The organism is Streptomyces altiplanensis, assembly GCF_053591575.1.
Map to the genome: position 1 here is coordinate 1 of NZ_JBSFUB010000050.1, position 23,917 is coordinate 23,917.

General features: G+C 72.3%; 23 protein-coding genes and 1 pseudogene. 11 read left to right on the forward strand and 13 right to left on the reverse strand.

The genetic code is table 11. From position 1 onward, the window contains the following. Positions 1-83 precede the first annotated feature (83 nt). On the reverse strand, positions 84-1,484 hold the full coding sequence (locus ACWD0Y_RS21460) for an NAD(P)/FAD-dependent oxidoreductase (RefSeq protein ID WP_450261930.1): 1,401 nt from the start codon (positions 1,482-1,484) through the stop codon (positions 84-86). A 141-nt stretch (positions 1,485-1,625) separates the two neighbouring features. On the opposite strand from ACWD0Y_RS21460, the pseudogene ACWD0Y_RS21465 reads away from it, so the two are divergent. Next, positions 1,626-2,541, forward strand: a pseudogene (locus tag ACWD0Y_RS21465) (aminoglycoside phosphotransferase family protein). Continuing rightward, on the forward strand, positions 2,538-3,008 hold the full coding sequence (locus ACWD0Y_RS21470) for an N-acetyltransferase family protein (protein ID WP_450261931.1): 471 nt from the start codon (positions 2,538-2,540) through the stop codon (positions 3,006-3,008). The pseudogene ACWD0Y_RS21465 and the gene ACWD0Y_RS21470 overlap by 4 nt, the downstream one beginning before the upstream one ends. Positions 3,009-3,049: 41 nt before the next feature. On the opposite strand, the gene ACWD0Y_RS21475 is transcribed toward ACWD0Y_RS21470, so the two are convergent. Continuing rightward, entirely contained in the window at positions 3,050-3,625 is a 576-nt protein-coding gene (locus ACWD0Y_RS21475) for a TetR/AcrR family transcriptional regulator (RefSeq protein WP_450261932.1), read from the reverse strand. Between the two features lie 110 nt (positions 3,626-3,735). Here ACWD0Y_RS21475 and ACWD0Y_RS21480 point away from each other — a divergent pair, with 110 nt between their 5' ends. Then, positions 3,736-4,608 carry an alpha/beta fold hydrolase gene (locus ACWD0Y_RS21480; RefSeq protein WP_450261933.1) on the forward strand — a complete coding sequence of 291 codons (873 nt, stop codon included), beginning with the start codon at positions 3,736-3,738 and terminating at the stop codon, positions 4,606-4,608. A 107-nt stretch (positions 4,609-4,715) separates the two neighbouring features. On the opposite strand, the gene ACWD0Y_RS21485 is transcribed toward ACWD0Y_RS21480, so the two are convergent. Beyond that, on the reverse strand, positions 4,716-5,720 hold the full coding sequence (locus ACWD0Y_RS21485; protein ID WP_450261934.1) for a zinc-binding dehydrogenase: 1,005 nt from the start codon (positions 5,718-5,720) through the stop codon (positions 4,716-4,718). Between the two features lie 125 nt (positions 5,721-5,845). After that, positions 5,846-7,027 carry an NAD(P)-binding protein gene (locus ACWD0Y_RS21490; RefSeq protein WP_450261935.1) on the reverse strand — a complete coding sequence of 394 codons (1,182 nt, stop codon included), beginning with the start codon at positions 7,025-7,027 and terminating at the stop codon, positions 5,846-5,848. 176 nt (positions 7,028-7,203) lie between these two features. On the opposite strand from ACWD0Y_RS21490, the gene ACWD0Y_RS21495 reads away from it, so the two are divergent. Further along, positions 7,204-7,890 (forward strand): pentapeptide repeat-containing protein, encoded by a 687-nt coding sequence (locus ACWD0Y_RS21495; RefSeq protein ID WP_450261936.1) that lies wholly within the window; start codon positions 7,204-7,206, stop codon positions 7,888-7,890. A gap of 33 nt (positions 7,891-7,923) precedes the next feature. On the opposite strand, the gene ACWD0Y_RS21500 is transcribed toward ACWD0Y_RS21495, so the two are convergent. Continuing rightward, positions 7,924-8,427 (reverse strand): hypothetical protein, encoded by a 504-nt coding sequence (locus tag ACWD0Y_RS21500; protein ID WP_450261937.1) that lies wholly within the window; start codon positions 8,425-8,427, stop codon positions 7,924-7,926. A 164-nt stretch (positions 8,428-8,591) separates the two neighbouring features. Here ACWD0Y_RS21500 and ACWD0Y_RS21505 point away from each other — a divergent pair, with 164 nt between their 5' ends. Then, on the forward strand, positions 8,592-8,729 hold the full coding sequence (locus tag ACWD0Y_RS21505) for a hypothetical protein (RefSeq protein WP_450261938.1): 138 nt from the start codon (positions 8,592-8,594) through the stop codon (positions 8,727-8,729). 52 nt (positions 8,730-8,781) lie between these two features. Here the strand turns inward: ACWD0Y_RS21505 and ACWD0Y_RS21510 are convergent, their stop codons facing one another. Continuing rightward, entirely contained in the window at positions 8,782-9,450 is a 669-nt protein-coding gene (locus ACWD0Y_RS21510) for a response regulator (protein ID WP_450261939.1), read from the reverse strand. Next, positions 9,447-10,583: a sensor histidine kinase gene (locus tag ACWD0Y_RS21515; protein ID WP_450261970.1), complete on the reverse strand. Its 1,137-nt coding sequence runs from the start codon at positions 10,581-10,583 to the stop codon at positions 9,447-9,449. The genes ACWD0Y_RS21510 and ACWD0Y_RS21515 overlap by 4 nt, the downstream gene beginning before the upstream one ends. 357 nt (positions 10,584-10,940) lie before the next feature. On the opposite strand from ACWD0Y_RS21515, the gene ACWD0Y_RS21520 reads away from it, so the two are divergent. After that, on the forward strand, positions 10,941-11,498 hold the full coding sequence (locus ACWD0Y_RS21520; RefSeq protein WP_450261940.1) for a GlcG/HbpS family heme-binding protein: 558 nt from the start codon (positions 10,941-10,943) through the stop codon (positions 11,496-11,498). A gap of 148 nt (positions 11,499-11,646) precedes the next feature. After that, on the forward strand, positions 11,647-13,200 hold the full coding sequence (locus tag ACWD0Y_RS21525) for a M1 family metallopeptidase (protein WP_450261971.1): 1,554 nt from the start codon (positions 11,647-11,649) through the stop codon (positions 13,198-13,200). 120 nt (positions 13,201-13,320) lie between these two features. On the opposite strand, the gene ACWD0Y_RS21530 is transcribed toward ACWD0Y_RS21525, so the two are convergent. After that, entirely contained in the window at positions 13,321-13,896 is a 576-nt protein-coding gene (locus ACWD0Y_RS21530) for a TerD family protein (protein WP_093803468.1), read from the reverse strand. Positions 13,897-14,086: 190 nt separating this feature from the next. Here ACWD0Y_RS21530 and arfB point away from each other — a divergent pair, with 190 nt between their 5' ends. Beyond that, positions 14,087-14,521, forward strand: coding sequence for an alternative ribosome rescue aminoacyl-tRNA hydrolase ArfB (gene arfB / locus ACWD0Y_RS21535; RefSeq protein ID WP_450261972.1), 435 nt, complete (start codon positions 14,087-14,089; stop codon positions 14,519-14,521). 137 nt (positions 14,522-14,658) lie between these two features. Here the strand turns inward: arfB and ACWD0Y_RS21540 are convergent, their stop codons facing one another. After that, positions 14,659-15,258, reverse strand: coding sequence for a flavin reductase family protein (locus tag ACWD0Y_RS21540; protein ID WP_450261941.1), 600 nt, complete (start codon positions 15,256-15,258; stop codon positions 14,659-14,661). Positions 15,259-15,512: 254 nt separating this feature from the next. On the opposite strand from ACWD0Y_RS21540, the gene cdgB reads away from it, so the two are divergent. Continuing rightward, on the forward strand, positions 15,513-17,183 hold the full coding sequence (gene cdgB, locus ACWD0Y_RS21545) for a diguanylate cyclase CdgB (protein ID WP_450261942.1): 1,671 nt from the start codon (positions 15,513-15,515) through the stop codon (positions 17,181-17,183). 110 nt (positions 17,184-17,293) lie between these two features. Further along, positions 17,294-18,280 carry a CBM35 domain-containing protein gene (locus ACWD0Y_RS21550; RefSeq protein ID WP_450261943.1) on the forward strand — a complete coding sequence of 329 codons (987 nt, stop codon included), beginning with the start codon at positions 17,294-17,296 and terminating at the stop codon, positions 18,278-18,280. Positions 18,281-18,298: 18 nt separating this feature from the next. On the opposite strand, the gene ACWD0Y_RS21555 is transcribed toward ACWD0Y_RS21550, so the two are convergent. From ACWD0Y_RS21555 to ACWD0Y_RS21570, 4 genes are all read right to left on the reverse strand, one after another. After that, positions 18,299-19,153 carry a class II fructose-bisphosphate aldolase gene (locus ACWD0Y_RS21555; protein WP_450261944.1) on the reverse strand — a complete coding sequence of 285 codons (855 nt, stop codon included), beginning with the start codon at positions 19,151-19,153 and terminating at the stop codon, positions 18,299-18,301. Between the two features lie 52 nt (positions 19,154-19,205). Next, on the reverse strand, positions 19,206-20,132 hold the full coding sequence (locus ACWD0Y_RS21560) for a 1-phosphofructokinase family hexose kinase (RefSeq protein WP_450261945.1): 927 nt from the start codon (positions 20,130-20,132) through the stop codon (positions 19,206-19,208). Positions 20,133-20,295: 163 nt separating this feature from the next. Then, entirely contained in the window at positions 20,296-21,441 is a 1,146-nt protein-coding gene (nagA, locus tag ACWD0Y_RS21565; protein ID WP_450261946.1) for an N-acetylglucosamine-6-phosphate deacetylase, read from the reverse strand. After that, positions 21,441-22,400, reverse strand: coding sequence for an ROK family protein (locus ACWD0Y_RS21570; RefSeq protein ID WP_450261947.1), 960 nt, complete (start codon positions 22,398-22,400; stop codon positions 21,441-21,443). The genes nagA and ACWD0Y_RS21570 overlap by 1 nt, the downstream gene beginning before the upstream one ends. A gap of 236 nt (positions 22,401-22,636) precedes the next feature. Here ACWD0Y_RS21570 and ACWD0Y_RS21575 point away from each other — a divergent pair, with 236 nt between their 5' ends. Beyond that, on the forward strand, positions 22,637-23,854 hold the full coding sequence (locus ACWD0Y_RS21575; protein WP_450261948.1) for an ABC transporter substrate-binding protein: 1,218 nt from the start codon (positions 22,637-22,639) through the stop codon (positions 23,852-23,854). Positions 23,855-23,917 lie beyond the last annotated feature (63 nt).

Genomic DNA, 23,917 nt, shown 5'->3' on the forward strand with positions numbered 1-23,917 from the left:
TTCGACCTGTCCGTCGTCGTGCCCACCTTCAACGAGGCCGGCAACATCCGGGAGCCCGCCCGGCGCCCGCCGGGTTCGGTGTCTCAGTGGCGGCCGGCGATGCGGTCGGCTGCTCTTGCGAGGGGGTCCGTCTCCGTCGTGCGGCCGGACGCCTCGCGGCGGTCGGCGGTGCGGTAGGCGGCGTACATGCCCTGGACTCCGAGCCAGCGGAAGGGCTCGGGCTCCCACTTGCGGACCTTGTGGTTGACCCAGGGGAGCGTGGTGAGGTCGGTGGGGCCGCCCTGGCCCGAGTCCTGCTGGATCAGGTCGCGCAGGGTGCGGGCGGCGAGGTTCGTCGTGGCCACGCCGCTGCCCACGTAGCCGCCGGCCCAGCCGATGCCGGTGGAGCGGTCCAGGGAGACGGTCGAGCACCAGTCGCGGGGCACGCCGAGTACGCCCGACCAGGCGTGGGCGATGGGGACGCCCGCGGCGGTGGGGAAGAAACGGATCAGGATCTCGCGCAGCGCCTCGATGGTGGCGGGCTGGGTGCGGGCCGTGTCGTTGATGTGTGCGGCACGTGAGCCGTAGCGGTAGGGGACGCCCCGGCCGCCGAGCGCGATGCGGTCGTCTGCGGTGCGCTGGGCGTACATGTAGGCGTGGGCCATGTCGCCGAGGGTTTCGCGGCCCTCCCAGCCGATGGTGTCCCAGATGTGCTGGGGGAGGGGGTCCGTGACGATCATCGAGGAGTTCATGGGGAGCCAGGCGCGGCGCTGGCCCTTGAGGCCGGCGGTGAAGCCCTCGGTGCAGCGCAGGATGTACGGGGCGCGGACCGTGCCGTAGGGGGTGACGGCGTGCTTCGGCTTGATCTCCGTGACCGGTGTGGATTCGTGGATGGTCACGCCGAGGGACTCGACGGCGGCGGCCAGGCCCTTGAGGAGTTTGACCGGGTGCAGGCGGGCGCCGTGCGGGGTCCAGGTGGAGCCGACGGCTCCGGTCACCCGGATGCGGTCGGCGGTCTCGCGGGCTCCGCGGAAGACGCGTTCTTTCTCGCCGAAGGCGATCTCGGTGGCGTGGAAGTGCTTGAGGCGGGCCAGCTGGGCGGGTGTGTAGGCGACTTCGAGTACGCCGCCGTGGTGGATGTCGGCGTCGATGTTCTCGGCGGCGGCGGTGGTGATGACCTCGGTGACCGTGTCGTTCATCGCCTGCTGGAGGCGGACGGCCGCGTCGTGGCCGTGGAGCTTGGCGTAGCGGTCGCGGCCGGCGATGCCGTTGTAGAGCCAGCCGCCGTTGCGGCCGGAGGCGCCGAAGCCGCAGAACTTGCCTTCCAGGACGGTGATGTTGAGGAAGGGGACGGCTTTTTTGAGGTAGTACGCCGTCCAGAGGCCGGTGTAGCCGCCGCCGACGATGCAGACGTCGGCCGTCGCGTCGCCGGGCAGGGGCTCACGGGGGGCGGGTATGCCCTCGTTCGCGTACCAGTAGGAGATGCCGCCGTTGACGGTGCTCATGATCCTGTTGCCCCTGCGTTCTTTTCTCGCTGCTGCTCAGTGGTGGTGATGGCGCGGACGCTAGCGGGCGGGGGCGGGGTGCGGCAATGGCGGGGTGCGCGGTGTGGTGCGCGGTGTGGTGCGCGGTCGTAGGATCCGGGCGTGATCGGGATTCCGGAAGCTCTGGTCGGGACGCAGGCGGAGTTCAACGGTGAGGCGGGGCGGAGGTGGATCGCCGCGCTGCCCGGGGAGGCCGCGGCGTACCTGGAGCGGTGGCGGCTCCGGCTCACCGGGCCGTCGATGCACGGTGCGGTCTCGCTCGTGCTGCCGGTGGAGCGGGCCGACGGGACGCCGGCCGCCCTCAAGCTCCAGCTGCTGGACGAGGAGAGCGCGGGTGAGGCCGCCGCGCTGCGGGCGTGGGACGGGGACGGCGCCGTGCGGCTGCTGGAGCACGACGCGCGGAGCGGCGCGATGCTGCTGGAGCGGCTGGACGAGAGGCGGCACCTGTCGGTGGTGCCGGACGCCATGGCGGCGGTGCGGGTGGTCGCGGAGCTGCTGGTGCGGCTGAACGCGGTGGTGGCGCCCGAGGGTGTACGCCGCCTCGGGGACATCGTGGAGAGGATGCTCGACGACGTACCGCGACGGGTGCGGGGAGCGGCGGATCCGGCGGACCGGCGGCTTCTGGAGCGGTGTGCGGGGGGCGGTGCGGGAGGTCGCGGGGGAGCCGGGCGGGCAGTTGCTGCACTGGGACCTGCACTACGACAACGTGCTGGCGCCGTTGGCGGGGTCCGGGCGCGGTGAGCCCTGGGTGGTGATCGATCCGAAGCCGCTGGCCGGTGATCCGGGGTTCGAGCTGCTGCCCGCGCTGGTGAACCGTTTCGAGGCGGACCAGGTGCCGGCGCGCTTCGATCTGATGACGGAGGTGCTGGGGCTGGACCGGGGGCGGGCGCGGGCGTGGACGCTCGGGCGCGTACTGCAGAACGGTCTCTGGGAGCTGGAGGGCGAGAAGGAGGGGGCGGGCGTGCTGTCGGGGGAGCGGGTGGCTGTCGCGCGGGCGTTGTTTACGCTGCGGGCATGATTCGAAACGCCACGCCTGCCGATGTCCCTGTCATTCACGAGATGGTCCGCGAACTCGCCGAGTACGAGAAGGCGCTGCACGAGGCGCGCGCGAGCGAGGAGCAGCTGCGCGAGGCGCTCTTCGGGGAGCGCCCCGCCGCGTACGCGCACATCGCGGAGACGGCGGAGGGGGAGGTCGTCGGTTTCGCGCTGTGGTTCCTGAACTTCTCGACCTGGCGCGGGGTGCACGGGATCTACCTGGAGGATCTGTACGTGCGGCCCTCGCAGCGCGGCGGTGGGCACGGCAAGGCGCTGCTGGCGTCGTTGGCGCGGATATGCGTCGAGCGGGGGTACGAGCGGCTGGAGTGGTCGGTCCTGGACTGGAACGAGCCGTCGATCAACTTCTACCGGTCGCTGGGTGCGCAGCCGCAGGACGAGTGGACGGTGTACCGGCTGACGGACGGGGCGCTGGCGGAGCTGGGCGGTTAGGCGTTCTTCCTCCGTCCGTCGCCGGGGGGCCGGGCGCCGCTTCAGGAGCGTACGTCCGCCGCGTCGAGGAGGGTCTTCGCCGCGTCGCGGGCGTGGCGGGCCGGGTCCTGGGAGCCGGTGATGCCTGCGGTGGCCATCGCTCCGTTGGCCAGGACGGCGAGCTGGGCGGCGAGCCGGTCCGTGGGCCCGGGGGGTGTGCCGGCGGCTGCGACGAGTGTGGCGAAGTGGTCCTGGAGCGAGCGCTTGTTGGCGCGGGCGATGCCGGCGACGCCCGGTGACACGCCGCCCAGCTCGCCGTAGGCGTTGATGAAGGAGCAGCCGCGGAACGTGTCCTGGCCGAACCACTCCTCCAGGTGGTCGAAGACGGCGAGGACGCGCTCGCGCGGGCTCTCGTGCGCGGCGGTGGCCCGCTCGATTCCGCTGCGGACGGTTTCGTCGCGGCGGCGCAGTACCGCTTCGAGGAGGTCGTCCTTGGAGGGGAAGAGCTGGTAGAGGCGTTTGAGCGACGCGCCGGACGCGGAGCGGATGGCGTCCATGCCGACGGCCTGTACGCCGCGTTCGTTGAAGAGGGTCTCGGCCGCGTCCAGCAGGCGGGCCTCGGCGGTTGCGGCGTCCATTCCTCGATCACCCCTTGCGTGGAGAACCATCGTTCTCTTACTGTACACGGCATCGAGAGAACGATCGTTCTCCCGATGCCGTGTCCGTCTCACGCTGCCCGGGAGTAGCTGTGTCCGTGTTCGGTACGCGCCACCACACCGTCGACATCGACGGACTGGACGTCTTCTACCGCGAGGCGGGCGACCCGTCCCGTCCCACGCTCGTCCTGCTGCACGGGTTCCCGTCCAGCTCGCACATGTACCGGGGGCTGATCGCCGAACTCGCCGACGAGTTCCACCTGATCGCCCCCGACCACATCGGCTTCGGGCGCTCCGCCGCCCCGGACGCCGGTGAATTCACGTACAGCTTCGAGAAGTTGACCGAGGTCACGCTGGCGCTGCTCGACCGGCTGGGGGTGGAGCGGTTCGCGCTGTACCTCCACGACTACGGCGCCCCGGTCGGGCTGCGCATCGCCAGTCGCGACCCCGGGCGCGTGACCGCGCTGATCAGCCAGAGCGGCAACGCCTACGCGGAGGGCTTCACGCCGTTCTGGGACGTGCTGTTCGCGCACGCGGAGGACCGTGTGACGCACGAGCCCGCCGTGCGTGAGCTGCTGACGGCCGGGGCGACCAGGTGGCAGTACGAGCACGGGGTGCCGGCGGACCGGCTCGACCGGATCGGCCCCGAGACCTGGACGCTGGACCAGGCGGGACTCGACCGGCCGGGGAACAAGGAGATCCAGCTCCAGCTCTTCTGGGACTACCAGTTCAACCTCGACGGTTACCCGGCCTTCCAGGAGTACTTCCGCACCCACCGGCCGCCGGCGCTCGTCGTGTGGGGGCGGGGCGACGAGATCTTCGGCCCGGCGGGCGCGGAGGCGTTCGCCGGGGACCTGCCCGACGCGCGGATCCATCTGCTCGACGCCGGGCACTTCGCGCTGGAGACGCACGGCGGGGAGATCGCCGCTCTGGTGCGGGACTTCCTGCGGGGCGTGCGCGGGTAGCCGCCGGCCGGGCCGGCCGGGAGGACGCGGGCCGCCGTCCGCCGGAGGTGTCGTTCCAAGGGCCTGAGGGGTCCAAGGGGTCCAAGGGACAGAGGGTTCTGAGGGCTTTACGGTACGAGGACGACCTTGCCCACCGTGCCGCGCGTCTCCAGCGCGCGGTGGGCGGCCGCCGCCCGGGCGAGGGGGAAGCGCTGGACCGCCGGGACGAGGCGGCCGGCCGCGGCCTCGGCCAGGGCGCGGTTCTCCAGGGTGCGCACGGGGTTGTCGCCGCCGGCCCTGCCCAGCATCACCGGGCCGAGTACGCCCTCGGAGGTGATGCCGCGCTCGACGAGCTCCTCGTCGGTGAAGGTCAGCGGGGACCCGTCGTGCAGCCCCTCACCGGACCAGCCGAACACGATGTGCTGCCCGCCCTTGCCGAGGAGGTCCACGGCGGCGCGGGCGGTGTCCCCGCCGACCGAGTCGAAGACGACGGTGGCCCTGCGGTCGCCCAGGAACTCGCGTACCCGCCCGGGCCAGTCCGGCAGCTTGTAGTCGACGGCGAGGTCGACGCCGTTCTCCTGTACGCGGGCGACCTTGGCGGGGCCGCCGGCCAGGCCGATGACGGTGCCGCCCGCGTTCTTCACGTACTGGACGAGGAGCGTGCCGATGCCGCCGGCGGCCGCCGGGACGACGGCGACGGTGTCGGCCGTCACCTCGGTGAACTGGAGGATGCCCATGGTGGTGCGGCCCGTACCGATCATGGCGACGGCCTGGGCCTCGTCGAGGTTCTCCGGTATCTCCTGGAGGCGCCCGGCGTCGGTGACGGCCAGTTCGGCGTAACCGCCGGGATTCGTGCCGAGGTGGACGACGACGCGCTTGCCGAGCCACGACGGATCGGTGCCCTCGCCGAGCGACTCGACCGTACCGGCGACCTCGCGGCCGGGGACGGTGGGCAGCTCGGCGGGGGCGGGGAACGGGCCGGTCATGCCCTCGCGCAGGGCGGTGTCGAGCAGATGCACGCCGGCTGCCGCGACGGCGATGCGGACCTGGCCGGGGCCGGGGACGGGGTCTTCCGTCGTCTCGTACGTGAGGTTCTCGGCGGGGCCGAAGGCGTGGAGGCGGACTGCGTGCACGGCGGGCTCCTCGTGGCTTCAGGGCTCAGGGCTTCAGGGCTTCAGGTCTCAGGCTTCCGGGGTGCCGGGGTGCCGGGGTTCCGTTTTTTGGCTTCCGGGCCTGCGACTGGGCTCAGGTTCTTGCCTCAAGCGCGGTTGAGGTCAAGCCCTTCCCGGCCCGTGGCCCTTCCGGCCCCCAGCGCGAGCGAGGCCGCCTCCAGGCCGCTGTTGAAGGACACCTCGGCCAGCAGGCCCGGTGCCGCCACCTGGTCGCCCGCGAGGAACACGCCGTTGCCCCGGTCGACGGCGGGGCGGTCCCGCCAGGTGGTGCCGGGCCGGTCGAGCGCGCCCGTACGGCCTGATGCCAGGGCCTCGCGCCGCCAGGTGGTGCGCTCGCGCCAGTGGGGGAAACCGAGGTCCAGCAGACGCTCCGCGCGCGCGATGCCGTCGGCCCTGGACTCGCCGGGGGCGAGGGGGAACTGGCTCTGGACGAGCTGTTCGCCGGCCGGGGCGAGGGTGGGGTCCTGGGCGGTGAAACGCTCGATCCAGCCCGGCGCCTCCAGGTCGGAGATGACGAACGGATCGCCCTTGCGCGTCCGGACGGCCAGATCGAGCAGCGCCGTACGCCCGCTGTCCCAGGTCAGGGTGGCGTCGTCGAGGAGCCGGCGGGCCGCTTCCAGGGATGTCGCGACGATCACCGGGCCGTCGTTGACGGGAAGGGCGGTGACGCGCTCCGCCGTCTCGATGCGTACGCCGAGGTTCCAGGCCCGCGCGGCCATCCGGTCGACGACCGGGGCCCAGCCGCCGCGCGGGTAGTGCGCCTCGGGCGGGAGTTTGACGACGCGCCGCAGCCGCTCCTGCACGAAGCGGGCGGAGAGGGAGCCGGGGTCGTGGTGGAAGAGGGCGACGGCGATGTGGTGCGCCGCCGCGCGCGCCCCGGCCTCGCCCACCTCGCCGGTGGCCCAGGTGAGGAAGTCGGTGTCCACGGGGGCCTTCGCGGTGGGGCGCAGGCTCAGCTTCACCATCGCGAGCGGCGGGGTCCTGCGCAGGGCGCCGCCGCGGTGGAAGCGCAGACGGGCGCCTTCGAGCGGGGGTACGGCCATGACGGGGCCGAGCAGGCCGCGCTGCTTGAGCCAGGCCCAGAACGGCCCGCCGTTGTAGAGGGCGTGCGGGCCCTCGTTGGTCTTGTACGGGCCCTCGGCGGTGCGGGCCCGGCCGCCGAGCGTGTGGTGGGCCTCGCGCAGGGTCACCCTGGCGCCCGACTCGGCCGCGGTGATGGCCGCGGTGAGGCCGGCGACGCCGCCGCCGATGACAGTGATGTGGAGCATTTTCCCGTTCCCCTTGCCGTCGTTGGTCGCTTTCACGGGACTCATGGGTGATGACGGACGGCGGGGGCGCGGATGTGACATCGGGGCGGAGGGGCGCCGGGGGCCGGGGGCCGGGGACCGCCGGCGGCCGCCGGGAGCCCCCGGGGGTTGTCAGTGGGGTGGTGCAGCATGGGCGAATGGCACGGCACACGAAGCAGACGCAGGCAGTACGTCCCGTACGGCGCCCCGAGGTGCGACTGCCGCCGCTCGCGCCGTTCGGCTCCGGTGGGCTGGAGTCCGAGGGGGACTACGACGGGTTGGAGTTCCGGGACCTCGATCTGGGCGGTCAGGAGGGGCGCGGGGCCCGCTTCATGGACTGCGGTCTGTACGGCGTCGCGCTCGACGGGACGGGGCTGAGCCGGGCACGCATCATCGACTCGGTGCTCGACGGGGTGCGGGGTGTGGGCACCGACCTGGCGGAGGCGTCACTGCGCGACGTGGAGGTGACCGACGCCCGGCTCGGCGGGGTCCAGCTGCACGCGTCGTCCCTGGAGCGGGTGCTGGTGCGGGGCGGGAAGATCGACTACCTGAATCTGCGCAGGGCGCGCCTGAAGGACGTCGTGTTCGAGGGCTGTGTGCTGGTCGAGCCGGATTTCGGCGGGGCCCGCCTGGAGCGGGTGGAGTTCCGAGACTGCGTGCTGCGGCAGGCGGACTTCAGCTCGGCCACGATGACCGGCGTGGATCTGCGTACGGTCGCGGAGCTGGACATCGCGCGGGGCGTGGACCGGCTGGCGGGGGCGGTGATCAGCCCGTCGCAACTGCTCGAACTGGCACCGGCGTTCGCGGCGCAGATGGGGGTGCGGGTGGAGAGCCCCGGGGAGTAGGGACCGGGGGGGGCAGGCAGTGGAGGGCGGGGGTCAGGGGGAGACGCGGGGGAAGCGGGCCTGGAGGTCCCAGACCACCGGGTTGCCGGCGAGGCCGTCGTGCATGTCGGTGAGGTCCGCGATCAGGTCGTGCAGGAAGTCGCGGGCCTCGCGGCGCAGCAGCCGGTGGCTGAAGGTGATCGGGGGCTCCTCGGCCGGCATCCAGTCGGCGGCGATGTCGACCCAGCCGAAGCGGCGCTCGAAGAGCATCCGGTCCGTCGACTCGGTGAAGTCCAGCTCGGCGAACTGCGGCTTGGAGGAGCGGCTGCCGCGCGGGTCCTGGTCGAGCTGCTCGACGATGTCGCACAGGGCCCACGCGAAGTCGAGCACGGGCACCCATCCCCAGGCTGTGGACACTTCCCGGTCCGACGTGGTGTCGGCGAGGTAGACGTCCCCGCAGAAGAGGTCGTGCCGCAGGTCGTGGACGCCGGCGCGCCGGTAGTCGGTCTGCGGGGGGTCCGGAAAGCGGCGGGAGAGGGAGTAACCGATGTCGAGCACGTGGTCGATGGTGTCACGTCTGCCGGACGGGCCCGCCCCGGCCGGTCCTGGCCTGCGGAAACGTCACCGCTCACACGCTCGCACGTTCAGGTGAACGGTTCCGGGTTCTGGCTGGGGGAGGGCACCTGTTCCGGCAGTGCCGCTCTGCGCGAAGGGGGTCCGCCGTGGCACTGCCCGTACCGGAGCACGAGCTGGATGAGACCGAGCTCAACGGTGATGAGCTCGATGTTGCGTACAAGCTGTCGGAGACCGTCCCGCTGCCCGAGCCCCTTGGTTCCGACCTCGACACCAGCGAGTTCTGACCCCGCGAGGCATGCCTGCCGACTGCCGACTGCCGACTGACCGCTGCCGGCGCTACGGCAGCAGGCGCTGCTCCTTGGCCACCGCCACCGCGCCCGACCTGGTGTCCACGCCGAGCTTGGCGTAGATGCGGCCCAGGTGGGTCTTCACCGTCGCCTCGCTGATGAACAGCGCGCGGGCGATCTCCCGGTTGCCCAGGCCGTGTGCCAGCTGGCCGAGGATGTCCGTTTCCCGTTCCGTCAGGGCCGGGCGGGCCGCGCCGCGCATGCGGTCCATGACGCGGCTGGCGACCGGCGGGGAGAGCGTCGTGCGGCCCTGGGCGGCCGAGCGGATCGCGGTGAAGAGCTCCTCCGGGCGCTCGGCCTTGAGCAGATAGCCCGTCGCGCCCGCCTCGATCGCCCGCGTGATGTCCGCGTCCGTGTCGTACGTCGTGAGGACCAGGACGTGGACCCCGGTCGGAGCGATACGGCGGGTGGCCTCCACGCCGTCGATGCCGGTGCCCAGCTGGAGGTCCATCAGGACCACGTCCGGGGTCAGCTTGGCGGCCATCGCCACGGCTTCCTCGCCGCTGCCCGCCTCCCCGACGACCTCGATGTCGGGTTCGCTGCCCAGCAGGGCGAGCAGTCCGGCGCGTACGACCACGTGGTCGTCGCAGAGCAGGATGCGTACGGGACTCACGGGACGTACGGGATTCGCGGGACTCACCGGATGCGCCGGGTTCATGGCTGGGGCTCCAGGGGGATCGCGGCGGAGAGCACGGTGCCCTCGCCGGGGGCCGACTCGATCGTCAGGGTGCCGCCGAGCTGGCGTACGCGGGCACGCATCGCGGGCAGACCGTGGCCGCGCACACCGGGGGAGGCGGACGGGGTGTGCGCGAAGCCCGTGCCGTCGTCGGCGACGTCCAGCACCACCTGGTCGCCCAGATAGGTCAGGGTCACCGCCGCCGCCCGCGCGTTCGCGTGTTCGCGTACGTTCGCCAGCGCGCCCTGCGCGATCCGCAGCAGCGCCGACTGCACCCGGTCCGGCAGGCCGCCGTTCGGTGCCCCGTCCACCCGGAACGCCGCAGACTCCCGTGCGGCGAGCATGCGCAGCGCCTCCTCCAGACTGCCGCCCTCCGCCAGGTCGGCCGGAGCCAGGTCGTGGACGAAGCGGCGGGCCTCGGCCAGGTTGCGTTCCGCGATGGACTCGGCCGTACGGACGTGACGGCGGGCCGTCGCCGGGTCGGCGTCCCACTGCCGGTCCGCCGCCTGGAGCAGCATCTGCTGGCTGGACAGGCCCTGCGCGAGCGTGTCGTGGATCTCCATGGAGAGGCGCTGGCGCTCGGCGAGCGTGCCCTCGCGCCGCTCGGTCGCGGCCAGTTCGCGGCGCGTACGGATCAGGTCGTCGATCAGCGCACGCTGCCGGGCCGCCTGCCGCTGCATGTAGAGGAAGACGGCGGTCGCGACCGCCGCCACCGCGGGCGGCGCCAGCACCAGGTTGGGATCGAAACCGCCGTGCGCCAGCTGGAGCTGCGCGGCGACCACGAACGCGGTGAGCAGGCCGACCAGGAGGAGTGCGGCGCGGGACGGGAGCGTACGCAGCCCGGTGTAGAAGAGCGGCACCGCGCACCAGGCGAAGCTCGGCGCCAGCACCACCAGCACCATCCAGACGGCGACGACCCCGCCCAGCCAGGCCAGCCGGCGGGGTGCGGGGCGGGCCGAGCCGGGGGCGGCGGGGCCCAGGACCGGGCCCAGTACGTACAGCAGGGCCAGCGTGATGCTCAGCGCGATGATCCACGGGGTGCGGGCCTCACCGGGGTGCCGCAGCAGGAACCGGGTGAGCGAGGCACCCAGCAGCAGGAAGAACGCGGCGTGCATCACGGGGGCGAGCCAGCGGGCGTCGGGGTCCGGCTGCTCGGGCCGCTCCGGCTGTTCGGGCCGCTCGGGCCGTTCCCGTTCCCGTGCCTGGTCCTGGCCCTGGTCCTGGTCCTGGTGCACCGTTCGCTCCTCGCTGACCTGCGCGTACGTCCCCATGGTGACCCGGTGGGACCAGACCCGCATCAACCGATCGGCTGACGGACAGGTCGGCCGTCCCGCACGCCGTATGCAGCCGGTACGCCGACGGTACGGGCCCGGAAGCGGCCGGAGGATCGACAACAGAGCCGAAGCGGGGCGCAACCGGCCCCCACCGCCACCGGCCCCACTCGCAACCTTCCCAGCCCCAGGAGCCACACCATGAAGAAGCTTTCGCCGCGTACCCGTGTCCTGACCGGTGCCGTCGCCGCCGTCGCCCTCAGCGCCGGCACCTTCGGCGCGATGTCCGCCAACGCCACCGAGCCCGCCGCCGCGCCGGCCGTCGCGGTCAAGGCCGACGCCGCGCACAAGAACCTCCAGCAGTCCACCCACCTGACCGTCGCCGCCGCCACCAAGGCCGCGCAGGCCACCCTGGACGCCGCCGAGGAGGAGAACCAGCGCGTCACCGTCGCCGTCGTCGACCGCAACGGCAACACCGTCGTGACGCTGCGCGGCGACGGCGCCGGCCCGCAGTCGTACGAGTCCGCCGAGCGCAAGGCGTACACCGCCGTCTCCTGGAACGCGCCCACCTCCGAGCTGGCCAAGCGCCTCGCCCAGGCCCCCAACCTGAAGGACATCCCCGGCACCCTCTTCCTCGCGGGCGGCGCCCCGGTCCAGGTCAAGGGCGCCCCGATCGCGGGCATCGGGGTGGCCGGCGCGCCGAGCGGCGACCTGGACGAGAAGTTCGCGCAGGCGGGCGTCGCGGCGCTGGGCAAGTAACGTCCTGACATCGGTCCGTGCCCGCCCCGCGCCGTGCCCGCCCGGCGTTCGCCTGCCCAGGTGAACGGCGCATTCCGCGCATATGATCCTCTCTGTGGATCAATGGTCTCGTGTACGACGCGCGGCCCACGCCGTCGCCGTCGCCACCCTGCTCGCGCTCACCTCGTGCACCGGCGCCGGTGCCGGGGCCGGCGGGCTCGGTGACGGCGTCCGCGGTGAGCCGGGTGCGCCGGGCGTACGCGACCCCTACTTCCCCGGGCTCGGCAACGGCGGCTACGACGTCGAGCACTACACCCTGACCCTCGACTACGAACCCGGGCCCGGCGGCGACGACCGCACGGAAGGCGCGGGCCGTGCGGAAGGCGCGGGCAGCGCGGACCGCGCCGGCGGTACGGAGCGCGCCGGCAGTGCGGTCCGCTCCGGCCATGCGGTCCACGCGGGCAGCGCGGACCACGCCGGCCGTGCGGGCCGTGCGGACCACGGAGGGCCCGCGGGCCGCCTCACGGGCACTGCCGAGATCACCGCCCGCGCCACCCAGGACCTCAGCGCCTTCAACCTCGACCTTCGCGGCCTGGAGGTCCGTTCCGCCACCGTCGGGGGGACCGAGGCCACCGTCAGCCGCGCGGGCGACGAGCTGACGCTGCGCCCCGCCGCCGGGCTCGCCAAGGGCCAGACCTTCACCACGGTCGTCCGCTACTCCGGCACCCCCGCCACGATCACCGACGCCGACACCTCGCAGGAGGGCTGGCTGACGACCGTGGACGGCGCGCTCGCGCTCGGCCAGCCGTCCGGGTCGATGGCGTGGTTCCCCGGCAACAACCACCCCAGCGACAAGGCGTCGTACGACATCACGGTCACCGTCCCCCAGGGCCTGAAGGCCATCTCCAACGGCGAGTTGAAGAGCGAGCGCACCCGCGGCGGCCGCACCACCTTCGCCTGGCACAACGGCGAGCCGATGGCCAGTTACCTCGCCACCGTCGCCATCGGCGCGTACGAGACGAAGACTTCGCGCACCCCCTCCGGCCTGCCCGTCCACACCGCCGTCGACCCGGTCGTCGCCGAGAGCAGCACCGAGGTCCTGGCCACGGTCCCCGACGTCATGGAGTGGGCCGCCGAGCGTTTCGGCCCGTACCCCTTCTCCTCCACGGGCGCGATCGTCGAGCGCGGCAACGACGCGGGATACGCCCTGGAGACCCAGACCAAGCCCGTCTTCCCCGGCGCGCCCGACCAGGGGCTGCTCGTCCACGAGCTGGCCCACCAGTGGTTCGGCAACTCCGTGACGCCCGAGACCTGGCAGGACATGTGGCTCAACGAGGGCTTCGCGACGTACGCGGAGTGGCTGTGGGACGAGGACTTCGAGGGCATCCCCGCGGACGACAGCTTCGCCGTCGCCTTCGCCGACCCGGTCAACTGGGCCTTCCCGCCGGCCGATCCGCCCACCGCGGCCGAGATCTCACGGGCGCCCGTCTACGGGCGCGGCGCGATGGTGGTCCACAAGGTCCGCGAAGCGGTGGGCGACGACGCCTTCTTCGACATCGTGCGGGGCTGGACCGCCGCCCACCGTCACGGCAACGCGTCCACGGACGACTTCACGGCGTACGTCGAGAAGAAGTCAGGCAAGGACCTGAAGGACCTCTGGGACACCTGGCTCCACGGCCGGGAGAAGCCCGCTGCTCCCACCGGCCCGGGGGACGGGGCATGAACTGGACCCGCCTCCCGACCGCCTGACAGCACGACCGCGTGACAGCACGACCGCGCGACAACGCGACAGGGCCCCGGCCGTGGCCGGGACCCTGCTCGACAGGCTTGTGCGCGCCAGGCGTCAGACGTTGACGCCGAAGTCCGTGGCGATGCCCGTGAGGCCGGACGCGTAGCCCTGGCCGACCGCGCGGAACTTCCACTCCGCGCCGTTGCGGTAGAGCTCGCCGAAGACCATCGCGGTCTCGGTGGCGGCGTCCTCGCTCAGGTCGTAGCGGGCGATCTCGGCGCCGCCGGCCTGGTTGACGATGCGGATGTACGCGTTGCGCACCTGGCCGAAGTTCTGGCTGCGGGTCACGGCGTCGTAGATCGAGACCGGGAAGACGATCTTGTCGACGTCGGCCGGCAGGCCCGCCAGGTTGACGTTGATCGCCTCGTCGTCGCCCGCGCCCTCGCCACTGCGGTTGTCACCGGTGTGGACGATGGTCTGGTCCGGCGTCGACTTGTTGTTGAAGAAGACGAAGTGACTGTCGGAGTAGACCTTGCCGGTCGGGTTGACCGCGATCGCGGACGCGTCGAGGTCGAAGTCGGTACCGGTGGTCGTACGGACGTCCCAGCCGAGGCCGACCGTGACGGCGGTCAGGCCGGGGGCCTCCTTGGTGAGCGAGACGTTGCCGCCCTTGGACAGACTTACAGCCATCGGGATGTCCTCTTCCTTGAAGTCGTGCGGGCCGGACGGACCCGTGGGGTCCGAAGCTACCGTCACCCGTCATAACGCGGGCAGGTGGCCGCAAGGTTCCAGGTCTGCGGGGGAAAGGGGGGAGACGAAGGGGGGAAGGGGCAAGGGGAAGGGGAAAAGCGGGTGACGCGATGCCCCTGGACACGGGATCATTGGACGCATGTCCGGGCCTCATGTCATTCGCGGTGCTGTCTCCCTGCCGGAGGCAGAGCTCATGTGGCGTTTCTCCAGGTCCTCCGGGCCCGGCGGACAGCACGTCAACACCACCGACTCCCAGGTGGAACTCCGCTTCGACCTGGCGAAGACCGAAGCGCTGCCTCCGGTCTGGAAGGAGCGCGCGCTGGAGCGGCTCGCTCCCCGGCTGGTGGGCGGCGTCGTCTCCGTACGGTCGTCCGAGCACCGTTCCCAGTGGCGCAACCGCGAGACCGCGCTGGTCCGCATGGCCGCCCTGCTCGCCGAGGCGACGGCCCCGCCGCCCAAGCCGCGCAGGGCGAAGAAGATCCCCCGGGGCATCAACGAGCGCCGGCTGCGCAACAAGAAGGCGCGCAGCGAGACGAAGCGCGGCCGCGCCGGCGGCTGGGACTAGGGCCGGCCCGAGGTCGGCCATCCGGGGCCAGGACCGGCCCGGGTTCGGCCATCCGGGGTCAGGACCGGCTCGGGTCGGCCATCCGGGGCCAGGGCCGGCCCGGAGCCGGACCCGGGGTGGTGGTCAGGACCGGCCGGTCAGGCCAGGTGCCGGTAGCGGCCCCTGAAGTACGTGAGCGGGGCGCCGTCCGCGTTCGGCAGGTCCACCGCGAGCACCCGGCCGATCACCAGCGTGTGGTCCCCCGCCTCCACCCGCTGCTCGGTCCTGCACTCCACCGCCGCCAGCGCGCCGTCGATCAGCGGGGCCCCGGACGCGGCGCCGCGCGTATGGGCGATGTCCTCGAACAGCAGGCGGTCGCTGAGACGCCCCTTCATCGCGAACCGTCCCGCGATGTGCCGCTGGTTCTCCGAGAGCAGTGAGACCGCCCACAGCGGCTGCTCGGCCAGCAGGTCGTCCATGCGGGAGCCGTTCCGTACGCTCACCAGCACCAGCGGCGGGTCCAGCGACACCGACATGAAGGCCGTCGCGGTCATCCCGGCGTCCTCGCCGCGGGCACCGCTGTCCGGGTCGTGGGCGGTCACCAGGGTGACGCCCGCGGTGAAGCGGGACATCGCGGCGCGGAACTCGTCGTTGCTCACCCCTTCAGGATGGGGGGTCGGGGCGGGGGGCTGGGGGGAGGTCGTCTGGAACACACAGGGAACGGTATGCCCGGGGCTCGTACCCGCACCATCGGGCATGGGGACCAGGAAGGAACCCTGCCCCGGTCCTAGGACCGGGCCGGGCCCGCGCGGGGCGGCCTCCCAGGGGTCGCGGGCCCTCGCGCACCTCCTGCGCCGTTCATCATCTGACGTGACTTGAGTCACAGAGAGCACAATTTGCTGACCCTGTGTACCGGGTGAGCAGCTCGCTGTGATTCAGTGGCCGTGATAGTGCAACACGTGCGGCTATGGGAATCCTGGAGTTGCTGTCGAGGTCTCGGGGAGAGCGAACAATGGAGGCCGAGTCCGAGCCGTACGTCCGCCTGGCGACGATGCGGCAGCTGCACCAAGTGGTCGCCGATCTCAACCGGGCCACCAGCCTGGCTGACACCTTGCAGGCCGTGGCCGACGGAGTCGTCACGGGCCTCGGATACGAGCTGGCCTGCGTCAACCTCGTCCAGCCCGACGGCGACCTGGTCATCGCCGCCTTCGCCGGCAACGCGGCGGCCGAAGCCCTGATCACCGGCCGCGTCGGCTCGCGCGCCGCCTGGGAGCGCCGCCTCTCCATGGGCGAGGCATGGGGTGACCTGCACTTCATTCCGCACACCGAGGGCTGGGTCCTCATGGAGGACGACGTCCCCCAGTGGCACACCGACGGCCCCGAGCCCCGCTTCGCCGGCGAGTGGCACCCGCAGGACCGCCTGTACGCCCCCATGTACGCGTCGGGCGGCGGTCAGGAGCTCCTGGGCGTCATCTCCGTCGACCGCCCGCGCAACGGCAGGCACCCCGGCGCGTGGGGCCAGGAGGCGCTCCAGATGTACGCCTCCCAGGCGGCCATCGCGATCAGCAACGCCCGGCTCCGCGCGAACATGCAGCGCGCCCTCGTCCGCCTGGAACGCGAGCAGCAGGCCCTGCGCGCCAGTGAGGAATCCTTCCGCCAGGCCTTCGAGTACGCCCCGAGCGGCATGGCCATCGCCGAGATGGGCGGCGACCAGCACGGCCGCCTGCTGCGCACCAACGACGCCCTGTGCCGTCTCCTGGGCCGTCCCGCCTCCGCGATGCGCCGCTACTCCTTCGCCGACCTCGTCCATCCCGAGGACATCGGCACCCTGCTGCGCACCTCCGCCGAGGGCGGCCGGGCCGAGCTGCGGCTGGCCCGGCGCGACGGCACGTACGTCTGGGTGTCGCTGCGCAACTCCGTCGTCGCCGACACCACCGACGGCCCGCGCTTCCTCCTCACCCACGTCGAGGACATCGAGGAGCGCAAGCGCCACGAGCTGCACCTGGCCCACCGTGCCTCGCACGACCAGCTCACCGGCCTGCCCAACAGCGCCGAGCTGCGCACCCGCCTCGCCTCCCGGCTGTGCCGCCGCCCGCACGCGCACTCCTCCGCGCGCGCCACGGCCGTGGAGGCCCTGGACGCGGCGTACGGCGAACCGGCCGCCCCGGGGACGGCCGTGCCCGAGCACGACTTCGACTACAACCCCCACACGGACGCGGGCTCCTACGACCACCACGTCCACACGGTCGCGCCCACCTCGGCCGTCGGCGGCGCCGACGACGGCACGAAGGGCCTCGCCGTCCTCTTCTGCGACCTCGACGGCTTCAAGTCGATCAACGACCGGTTCGGGCACCACACCGGTGACGCCGTCCTGATCGAGGTCGCCCGCCGTCTGACGACGTGCGTGCGCGACGGCGACACGGTCGCCCGCCTCGGGGGTGACGAATTCGTCGTTCTCGCCGACGGTCTCGGCAACGCGGACGCCGCCGACCTCGCCGTACGCTTGCGAAACGCCATCATTCCGCCCATCCGCGTCGACGGCAGGGCGGTCCGCGTCGGTGCGAGCTTCGGCATCGGCTGGGCGAGCTGCGGGATGACGGCCGAGGAAGTGCTGCAGTCGGCTGACCAGCGGATGTACGTGGAGAAACGCTCTCGCGCCAAGGTTCACAGGCGAGCGGGCTGAGGGACGCCCTACTACCGCACTGTGACCCATGCCAAACCTTCGGCTTGCCGGTTCAAGGTAGGCTCGCCGGGTCGGCGACGGCTGGCGAACATGGTGAGGAGTGACCAGGGATGACGGCCGCGAACAACGGCACGAGCACGCCTGAGGACGACGATCCGTTCGGCTACCTCTACGAGGACGGACAGGCGGCGGGTGCTGTCCCGCCCCGCTCGGGCGGCTACGGCTACCCGGGTCCGGCCGCGCAGCCCGGGGTGCCCAGGACCTCGTACAACCAGGTGCGGACGGTCGGTGAGCGGCAGTACGGACAGCAGGCTTACGGCCAGCAGACTTACGGCCAGCAGGCGCCTCCGCGGCAGGCTTACGGCCAGCAGCACTACAACCAGCCCAACGCGCACTACGCGGCCCCCGAGACGCAGCCCGGCGGTCCCCCCACCCGCCCGGTGCCGCCGGTGGGCGGCGGTGGCGGCCGCAGTGGCGGACCCAACACCAGGGGCCTGCTGATCGGCGCGGTGGCGGTGGTCGCGGTCGTCGTCCTCGGCATCGGCATCGCCCTGATGACCAGCGGCGACAAGGAAGACAAGGACCCGCAGGCCGGCGGAACGGGCGGCGGCCCGACGGCCGGCGCGACGGCCGAGCCGAGCAAGGAACCGACCAAGAAGGACGAGAAGCCGGCGGTCCAGTTGCCCAAGCAGGACGCGGCGACGCTGAAGCTCGGCGGCACGGCGACCACGGACAAGACGGTCAAGGGAGCCGAGGGACCGGGCGGTCTCTACATCGCCGGTTTCAACGCGGTGGGCTCGTCCCTCACCTGGCAGGCGAACATCGACAAGCCCGGCGAGTACCGCTTCTACATGCGGTACTCGATCCCTGCCAAGGACGCCAACGCCACGCTGACCGTCAACGGCAAGCCGAACACCCAGCCCGTCGGTCTGAAGAACTTCATCCACTCGTCCGACCCGAACCTCGAGAAGAACTGGCAGACCACGTGGGCGCCGGTGAACCTGACCCAGGGGCAGAACACCATCAAGCTCTCCTGTGAGCAGGGCAACCAGTGCGACGCCCTGCTCGACTGGGTCGAGATCAGGACAGCGCCGTAACGGCACCGGGACCCCGGCTCAGCGCCGGGTGACCAGTCCGACGAAGTGTGCCACCGTCCCGGCCATCGCCTCGCGAGCCGGGACGAGGTACTTCCTGGGGTCGACCGTCGTCCGGTGCGCGTCCAGGTAGGTGCGTACCGCGCCCGTGAAGGCCGTGTTCAGCGCCGTGCCCACGTTGATCTTGACCATGCCGGCCGCCACCGCCCGCCGGATCTCCTCGTCCGGTACGCCCGACGAACCGTGCAGGACCAGTGGCACCGGCACGGCGTCGCGCAGGGCGGTGATCAGGCCGTGGTCCAGGGCCGCTGTGCGGTCCGTCATCGCGTGGGACGAGCCGACGGCGACGGCGAGGGCGTCGACGCCCGTGCCGGCCACGTAGTCCACCGCCTCGCCGGGGTCCGTGCGTACGCCCGGCGCGTGGGCGTCGAGCGGGGCCTCGCCCTCCTTGCCGCCGACCTTGCCCAGCTCCGCCTCGATCCAGATGCCGCGCGCGTGGCCCCAGCGGACCGCCTCGGCGGTGGCCTTCACGTTGTCGCCGTACGTCAGCTTCGAGGCGTCGAACATCACCGAACTGAAGCCCGCCGGGTGCGCGGCCCGCAGCAGTTCGACGGACTCGACGTGGTCGAGGTGGAGGGAGAGGGGGACCGAGGACGCGCGGGCCACGGCCGTCGCCGCCGCCGCGACGGCGGTGAGGTCGCCGCCGTGGAACTTCACCGCGTTCTCGGAGATCTGGAGGACGGCCGGTGCGCCCGCCCGCTCCGCGCCCGCCGCGATCGCCTCCGCGTGCTCCAGCGTGATGACGTTGAAGGCGGCGACGCCGTGGCCGGATTCCCGGGCGGCGGTGACGAGTTCGCCGGTGCTGACGAGTGGCATGCGGTCCCCTGGTGCTCGTGTGTGGGCGCGGTACGGTCCGGCGCGGGCGCGGTTACGCCGCCGTGGTGTGTGTCGTGACGTCGATCCTCGGCAGCAGGTCTTCGTACGCCGCCGCGTCGAACTCGCCCGCCGCCGGGGCCAGTACGGTCGCCGCCGACAGCGCCACCGCCCGTGCGAGCCGCCGTGGCCAGGGGAGTTGCTCGACCAGGCCCGAGAGCAGCCCGGCCACCGCCGAGTCGCCCGCGCCCGTCGGGTTGCCCCTCACGCGGGCGGGCGGGGCCGCCTGCCACAGGCCGCCGGGGGCGGCGGCGAGCAGGCCGTCCGGGCCGAGCGAGGCGACCACGGCGTGGGCGCCGCGGCGGCGGGCGTCGTGGGTGGCGCGCAGGGGGTCGTGGTCGCCGGTGAGCTGGGCGAGTTCGTCGGCGTTGGGCTTGACGAGGTCGGGGCGTGCGGCGATGCCCCGGCGCAGCGGTTCGCCGCTGGTGTCCAGGAGCACGGGGACGCCGGCGGTGCGGGCGCGGTGGATCAGCTCGGCGTACGCGCCGACGTGGACGCCGGGGGGCAGGCTGCCGCAGAGGGCCACCGCCCGGGCGCCGCGCAGGAGTTCGCCGTACGAGGAGAGGAAGGCGGCCCACTCCTCGGGGGTGATCACCGGGCCCGGCTCGTTGAGCTGGGTCGTGTCGCCGGTGGTGGCGTCGACGACGGCGACGGTGCGGCGGGTGGCGCCGGCGGTGGGGACGAGCGCGTCGACGGGGGCGAGGGGCGCGAGCAGGTCGCGCAGCACGGCGCCGGAGGAGCCGCCGGCGAAGCCCGTCACGACCGTGTCGTGGCCGAGGGCCGCCAGTACGCGCGCCACGTTGATCCCCTTGCCGCCGGGGCGTTCGGCGACGTCGCTCACGCGGTGGGAGGCGTGCGGAACGAGGGCGGGGACGCGGTAGGTGATGTCGAGCGCGGTGTTCAGCGTGACCGTCAGGATCATCCGCGTCACCCCCTGTGCCCCGTGGAAAACGCTTACCGTGTGCGTGGCGTCGGGGTGATCATGCCAAAAAGAAAGCGGTTGGCCCAGGGTCCGGGGCCAACCGCTCCATGTCGCTTTGATATCAACTGGTGGAGAAATCAACCCAGTTGGTACGGCTTGGGACTTACGGCTCAATCACCCAGGCGCCCTTGCGCATCACGCCCCTGAGCGTGAAGTCCGCGTCCAGCACCACCAGGTCCGCGTCCTTGCCCGGCTCCAGCGAGCCGACCCTGTCGTCGACGCCGAGCAGGCGGGCGGGGTTGGCGGAGACGGACCGTACGACGTCCTCGACCGGCAGCCAGTCGACGGTCACCGCGCGCTTGAAGGCGGTGTCGAGGGTGAGCGTGGAGCCGGCGATCGAGCCGCCTTCGGCGAGGCGCGCGACGCCGTCCCTGACCTCGACCTCCAGCGGTCCGAGCAGGTACGTGCCGTCGCCGAAGCCCGCCGCGTCCATCGCGTCGGTGATGAACGCGACCCGGTCCGCGCCCGCCCGGTGGTACGCCAGCTCCAGTGCGGCCGGGTGCAGGTGCGTGCCGTCGTTGATCAGCTCGACCGTGACCCGCTCGTCCTCCAGGAGCGCGGCGATCGGGCCGGGCGCGCGGTGGCCGAGGGCGGGCATCGCGTTGTAGAGGTGCGTGGCGACGGTGGCGCCCGCGTCGATGGCCTCGGCGGTCTGCTCGTACGTCGCGTCCGTGTGGCCGATCGCGGCGATCACGCCGTGCTCGGCGAGCAGCCGCACCGAGTCGATGCCGCCGGGCAGCTCGGTCGCCAGCGTGACCATCTTCGCCGTGCCGTGCGCGGCGTCGATCAGCTTGCGGACCTCCGCCGGGTCGGGGTCGCGCAGCAGGTCCTCGCTGTGCGCGCCCTTGCGGCACGGCGAGATGAACGGGCCCTCGAAGTGGAGGCCGGCCAGGTCGCCCTGCTCGACCAGCTCGGAGAGCAGCGCGGCCTGCCGGGCGAGTACGTCCATCTCGCCGGTCACCAGTGACGCGGCGATGGTCGTCGTGCCGTGCTCGCGGTGCGTCCGTACGCCCTTGAGCACCTCGTCGGCGGTGCCGGAGGTGAAGGACGCGCCGCCGCCGCCGTGCACGTGCATGTCGACGAAGCCGGGCACGATCCAGTGGCCGGAGAGGTCCAGGGAGGGGGCGTCCGCCGGGGCGGAGCCGGCGATGCGGCCGCCCTCGACGATGACCCGGCCGTTCTCGATGGTCCCGGTCGGCAGCACCACCCGGGCGCCGGAGAGAACCTTGGTTGCAGCGCGTCCGGCCATCAGGCGGATACCTCCGTGGCTTCTGTGATTGCTGGGGCTTCCGTGGCGAGAAGGTCCCAGGCGAGGAGCCCCGCGCCCAGGCACCCGGCGGTGTCCCCGAGGGCCGCCGGAACGATCAGGGGCAGCTTCTGGAACGTGACGCGTTCCGCGACGGCCGCCCGCAGTGGTGTGAACAAGGTTTCCCCGGCCTCGGCCAGTCCGCCACCGATGATCAGCGTGCGGGGGTCCAGGAGGGTGAGCGCGGTGACCAGCCCGTCGGCGAGCGCGCCGACGGCTTCGAGCCACACCTCCCGGGCCCGCGGGTCGCCCGACTCGACGGCCTTCGCGCAGTCCGCGGCGTCGGCGTCCGCGTCGCCGGAGGCGGCGGCCCAGGCGGCGGACACGGCGGAGGCGGAGGCCAGGCGCTCCAGGCAGCCGCGCTGGCCGCAGCCGCACGGGGGGCCGCCGGGACGTACGACGATGTGGCCGATCTCACCGGCGCAGCCGTGGGCTCCGGCCTCGATGACGCCGTTGATGCCGATGGCGCCGGCGATCCCGGTGCCGAGCGGTACGAACAGGAAGCGGTCCGCGTCCCGGCCCGCCCCGATACGGCCTTCGGCGAGGCCGCCGGTACGGACGTCGTGGCCGAGGGCGACCGGCACCCCGCGCAGCTTCTCGCCGAGGAGCGCGCGCAGGGGGACGTCGCGCCAGCCGAGGTTGGCGGCGTACACCGCGATCCCGTTCTCGGCGTCGACGATGCCGGGCACGGCCACGCCGGCGGCCGAGGCGCTCTCGCCGTACCGCTCCTCGCCGTACGCGCGCAGCTCGGCGGCGAAGCCGGTGATCGACTCGACGACGGCCTCGGGCCCCCGCTCCCTGCCGGTGGCCCGGCGGGCCTCGTGCAACAGCGTGCCGTCCGCGCCGACCAGTGCGGCCTTCATCCCGGTGCCGCCCACATCGAGGGCGATGACGTGTTTCACGTACCCAGTCTCGCGCGTCAACCGTGGAAAGGTCTAGTCCACTTGCGTTCGTTCTGCCGTCCGCCGTGCGCGCAGGCGTTGCAGAAGCGATATCCGGGTGGTGTAGACCTCCCGGTGCGGAATAGGAGAAAATCGCAGCTCACACGCATGTCGGACAACAAATTGATGAATCAGGGTGGGACAGGGCTGTGCACCGGCGCTTCTTGGGTTTGACCGCGACAGTCGCCGCACTCGGCATGACAGTGGCTCTGTCGGGGTGCGGGAGCAGCGGCTCCGAGGGTGAGGTCACCCTCAAGCTGGTCGCGGCGGACTACGACCCCGAAGGCGGCGACAGCACCAAGCGGTACTGGGACGGCGTCGCCACCGCTTTCGAGGCCAAGAACCAGGGCGTCAGGATCGACGTCACGGTCTACGACTGGAAGGACGTCGACCGGAAGGTCGCCGAGATGGTCGCGGCCGGCAAGGCCCCCGACATCGCCCAGATCGGTGCGTACGCCGACTACGCGGCCCAGGACCAGCTCTACTCCGTCGACGACCTGCTCTCCATCCCCGTACAGGCCAACTTCCTCGCCCCGCTCGCCGACGCGGGCGAGGTCAACCGCGTGCCGTACGGCCTGCCGTTCGTGGCCAGCACCCGCCTGCTCTTCTACAACGAGACGCTCTTCACCCAGGCCGGTCTGAAGCCCCCGAAGACGTGGGGCGAGATCGAGAGCGCGGCCGCCGCGCTCAAGCAGCGCGGGGTGAAGTACCCGTTCGCGCTGCCGCTCGGCAACGAGGAGGCCCAGGCCGAGACCATGATGTGGATGCTCAGCGCCGGTGGCGGTTACACCGACGCGGTCGGGACGTACCAGATCGACTCCGAGCAGAACGTCAAGGCCTTCGACTGGCTGAAGGACGACCTCGTCGGGAAGGGGCTGACCGGCCCCGTCGCCCCCGCCAAGCTCAACAGGAAGCCCGCCTTCACCGCGTTCGCGGACGGTGAGGTCGGCATGCTCAACGGCCACCCCTCCCTTCTCCAGCAGGCCGAGAAGAAGGGCGTCAAGGTCGGCATGGTGCCGCTGCCCGGACCGAACGGCAAGCCGGATTCCAGCATGGGCGTCGCCGACTGGATGATGGGCTTCAAGCAGAACGGCCACCGCAAGCAGATCGGCGACTTCCTCGACTTCGCGTACAGCGACGAGAACGTCCTCGAGTTCGCCGACCAGTACGACCTGCTGCCGGTCACCGTCTCCGCCTCCGAGACGATGAGCGAGGACCCCGAGCACAAGAAGCTGTGGCCGTTCCTCGAAGCGCTGCCGGAGTCGACGCTCTACCCGGTGGACAAGACGTCGTGGGCGAAGGTCAGCGAGAGCGTCAAGAAGCAGATCGGCTCCGTGGTCGGCCCCAACGGCGATCCGGCCGGGACCCTCGGCTCCATCGGCCGTGAGGCGATGGCGACGGAGAACGCCGAGTAAGCCGAGTAAACCGGGTGACGCGAAGCGACGCCGGGCGGCGCGGAGCAGCACAGAGGAACCCAG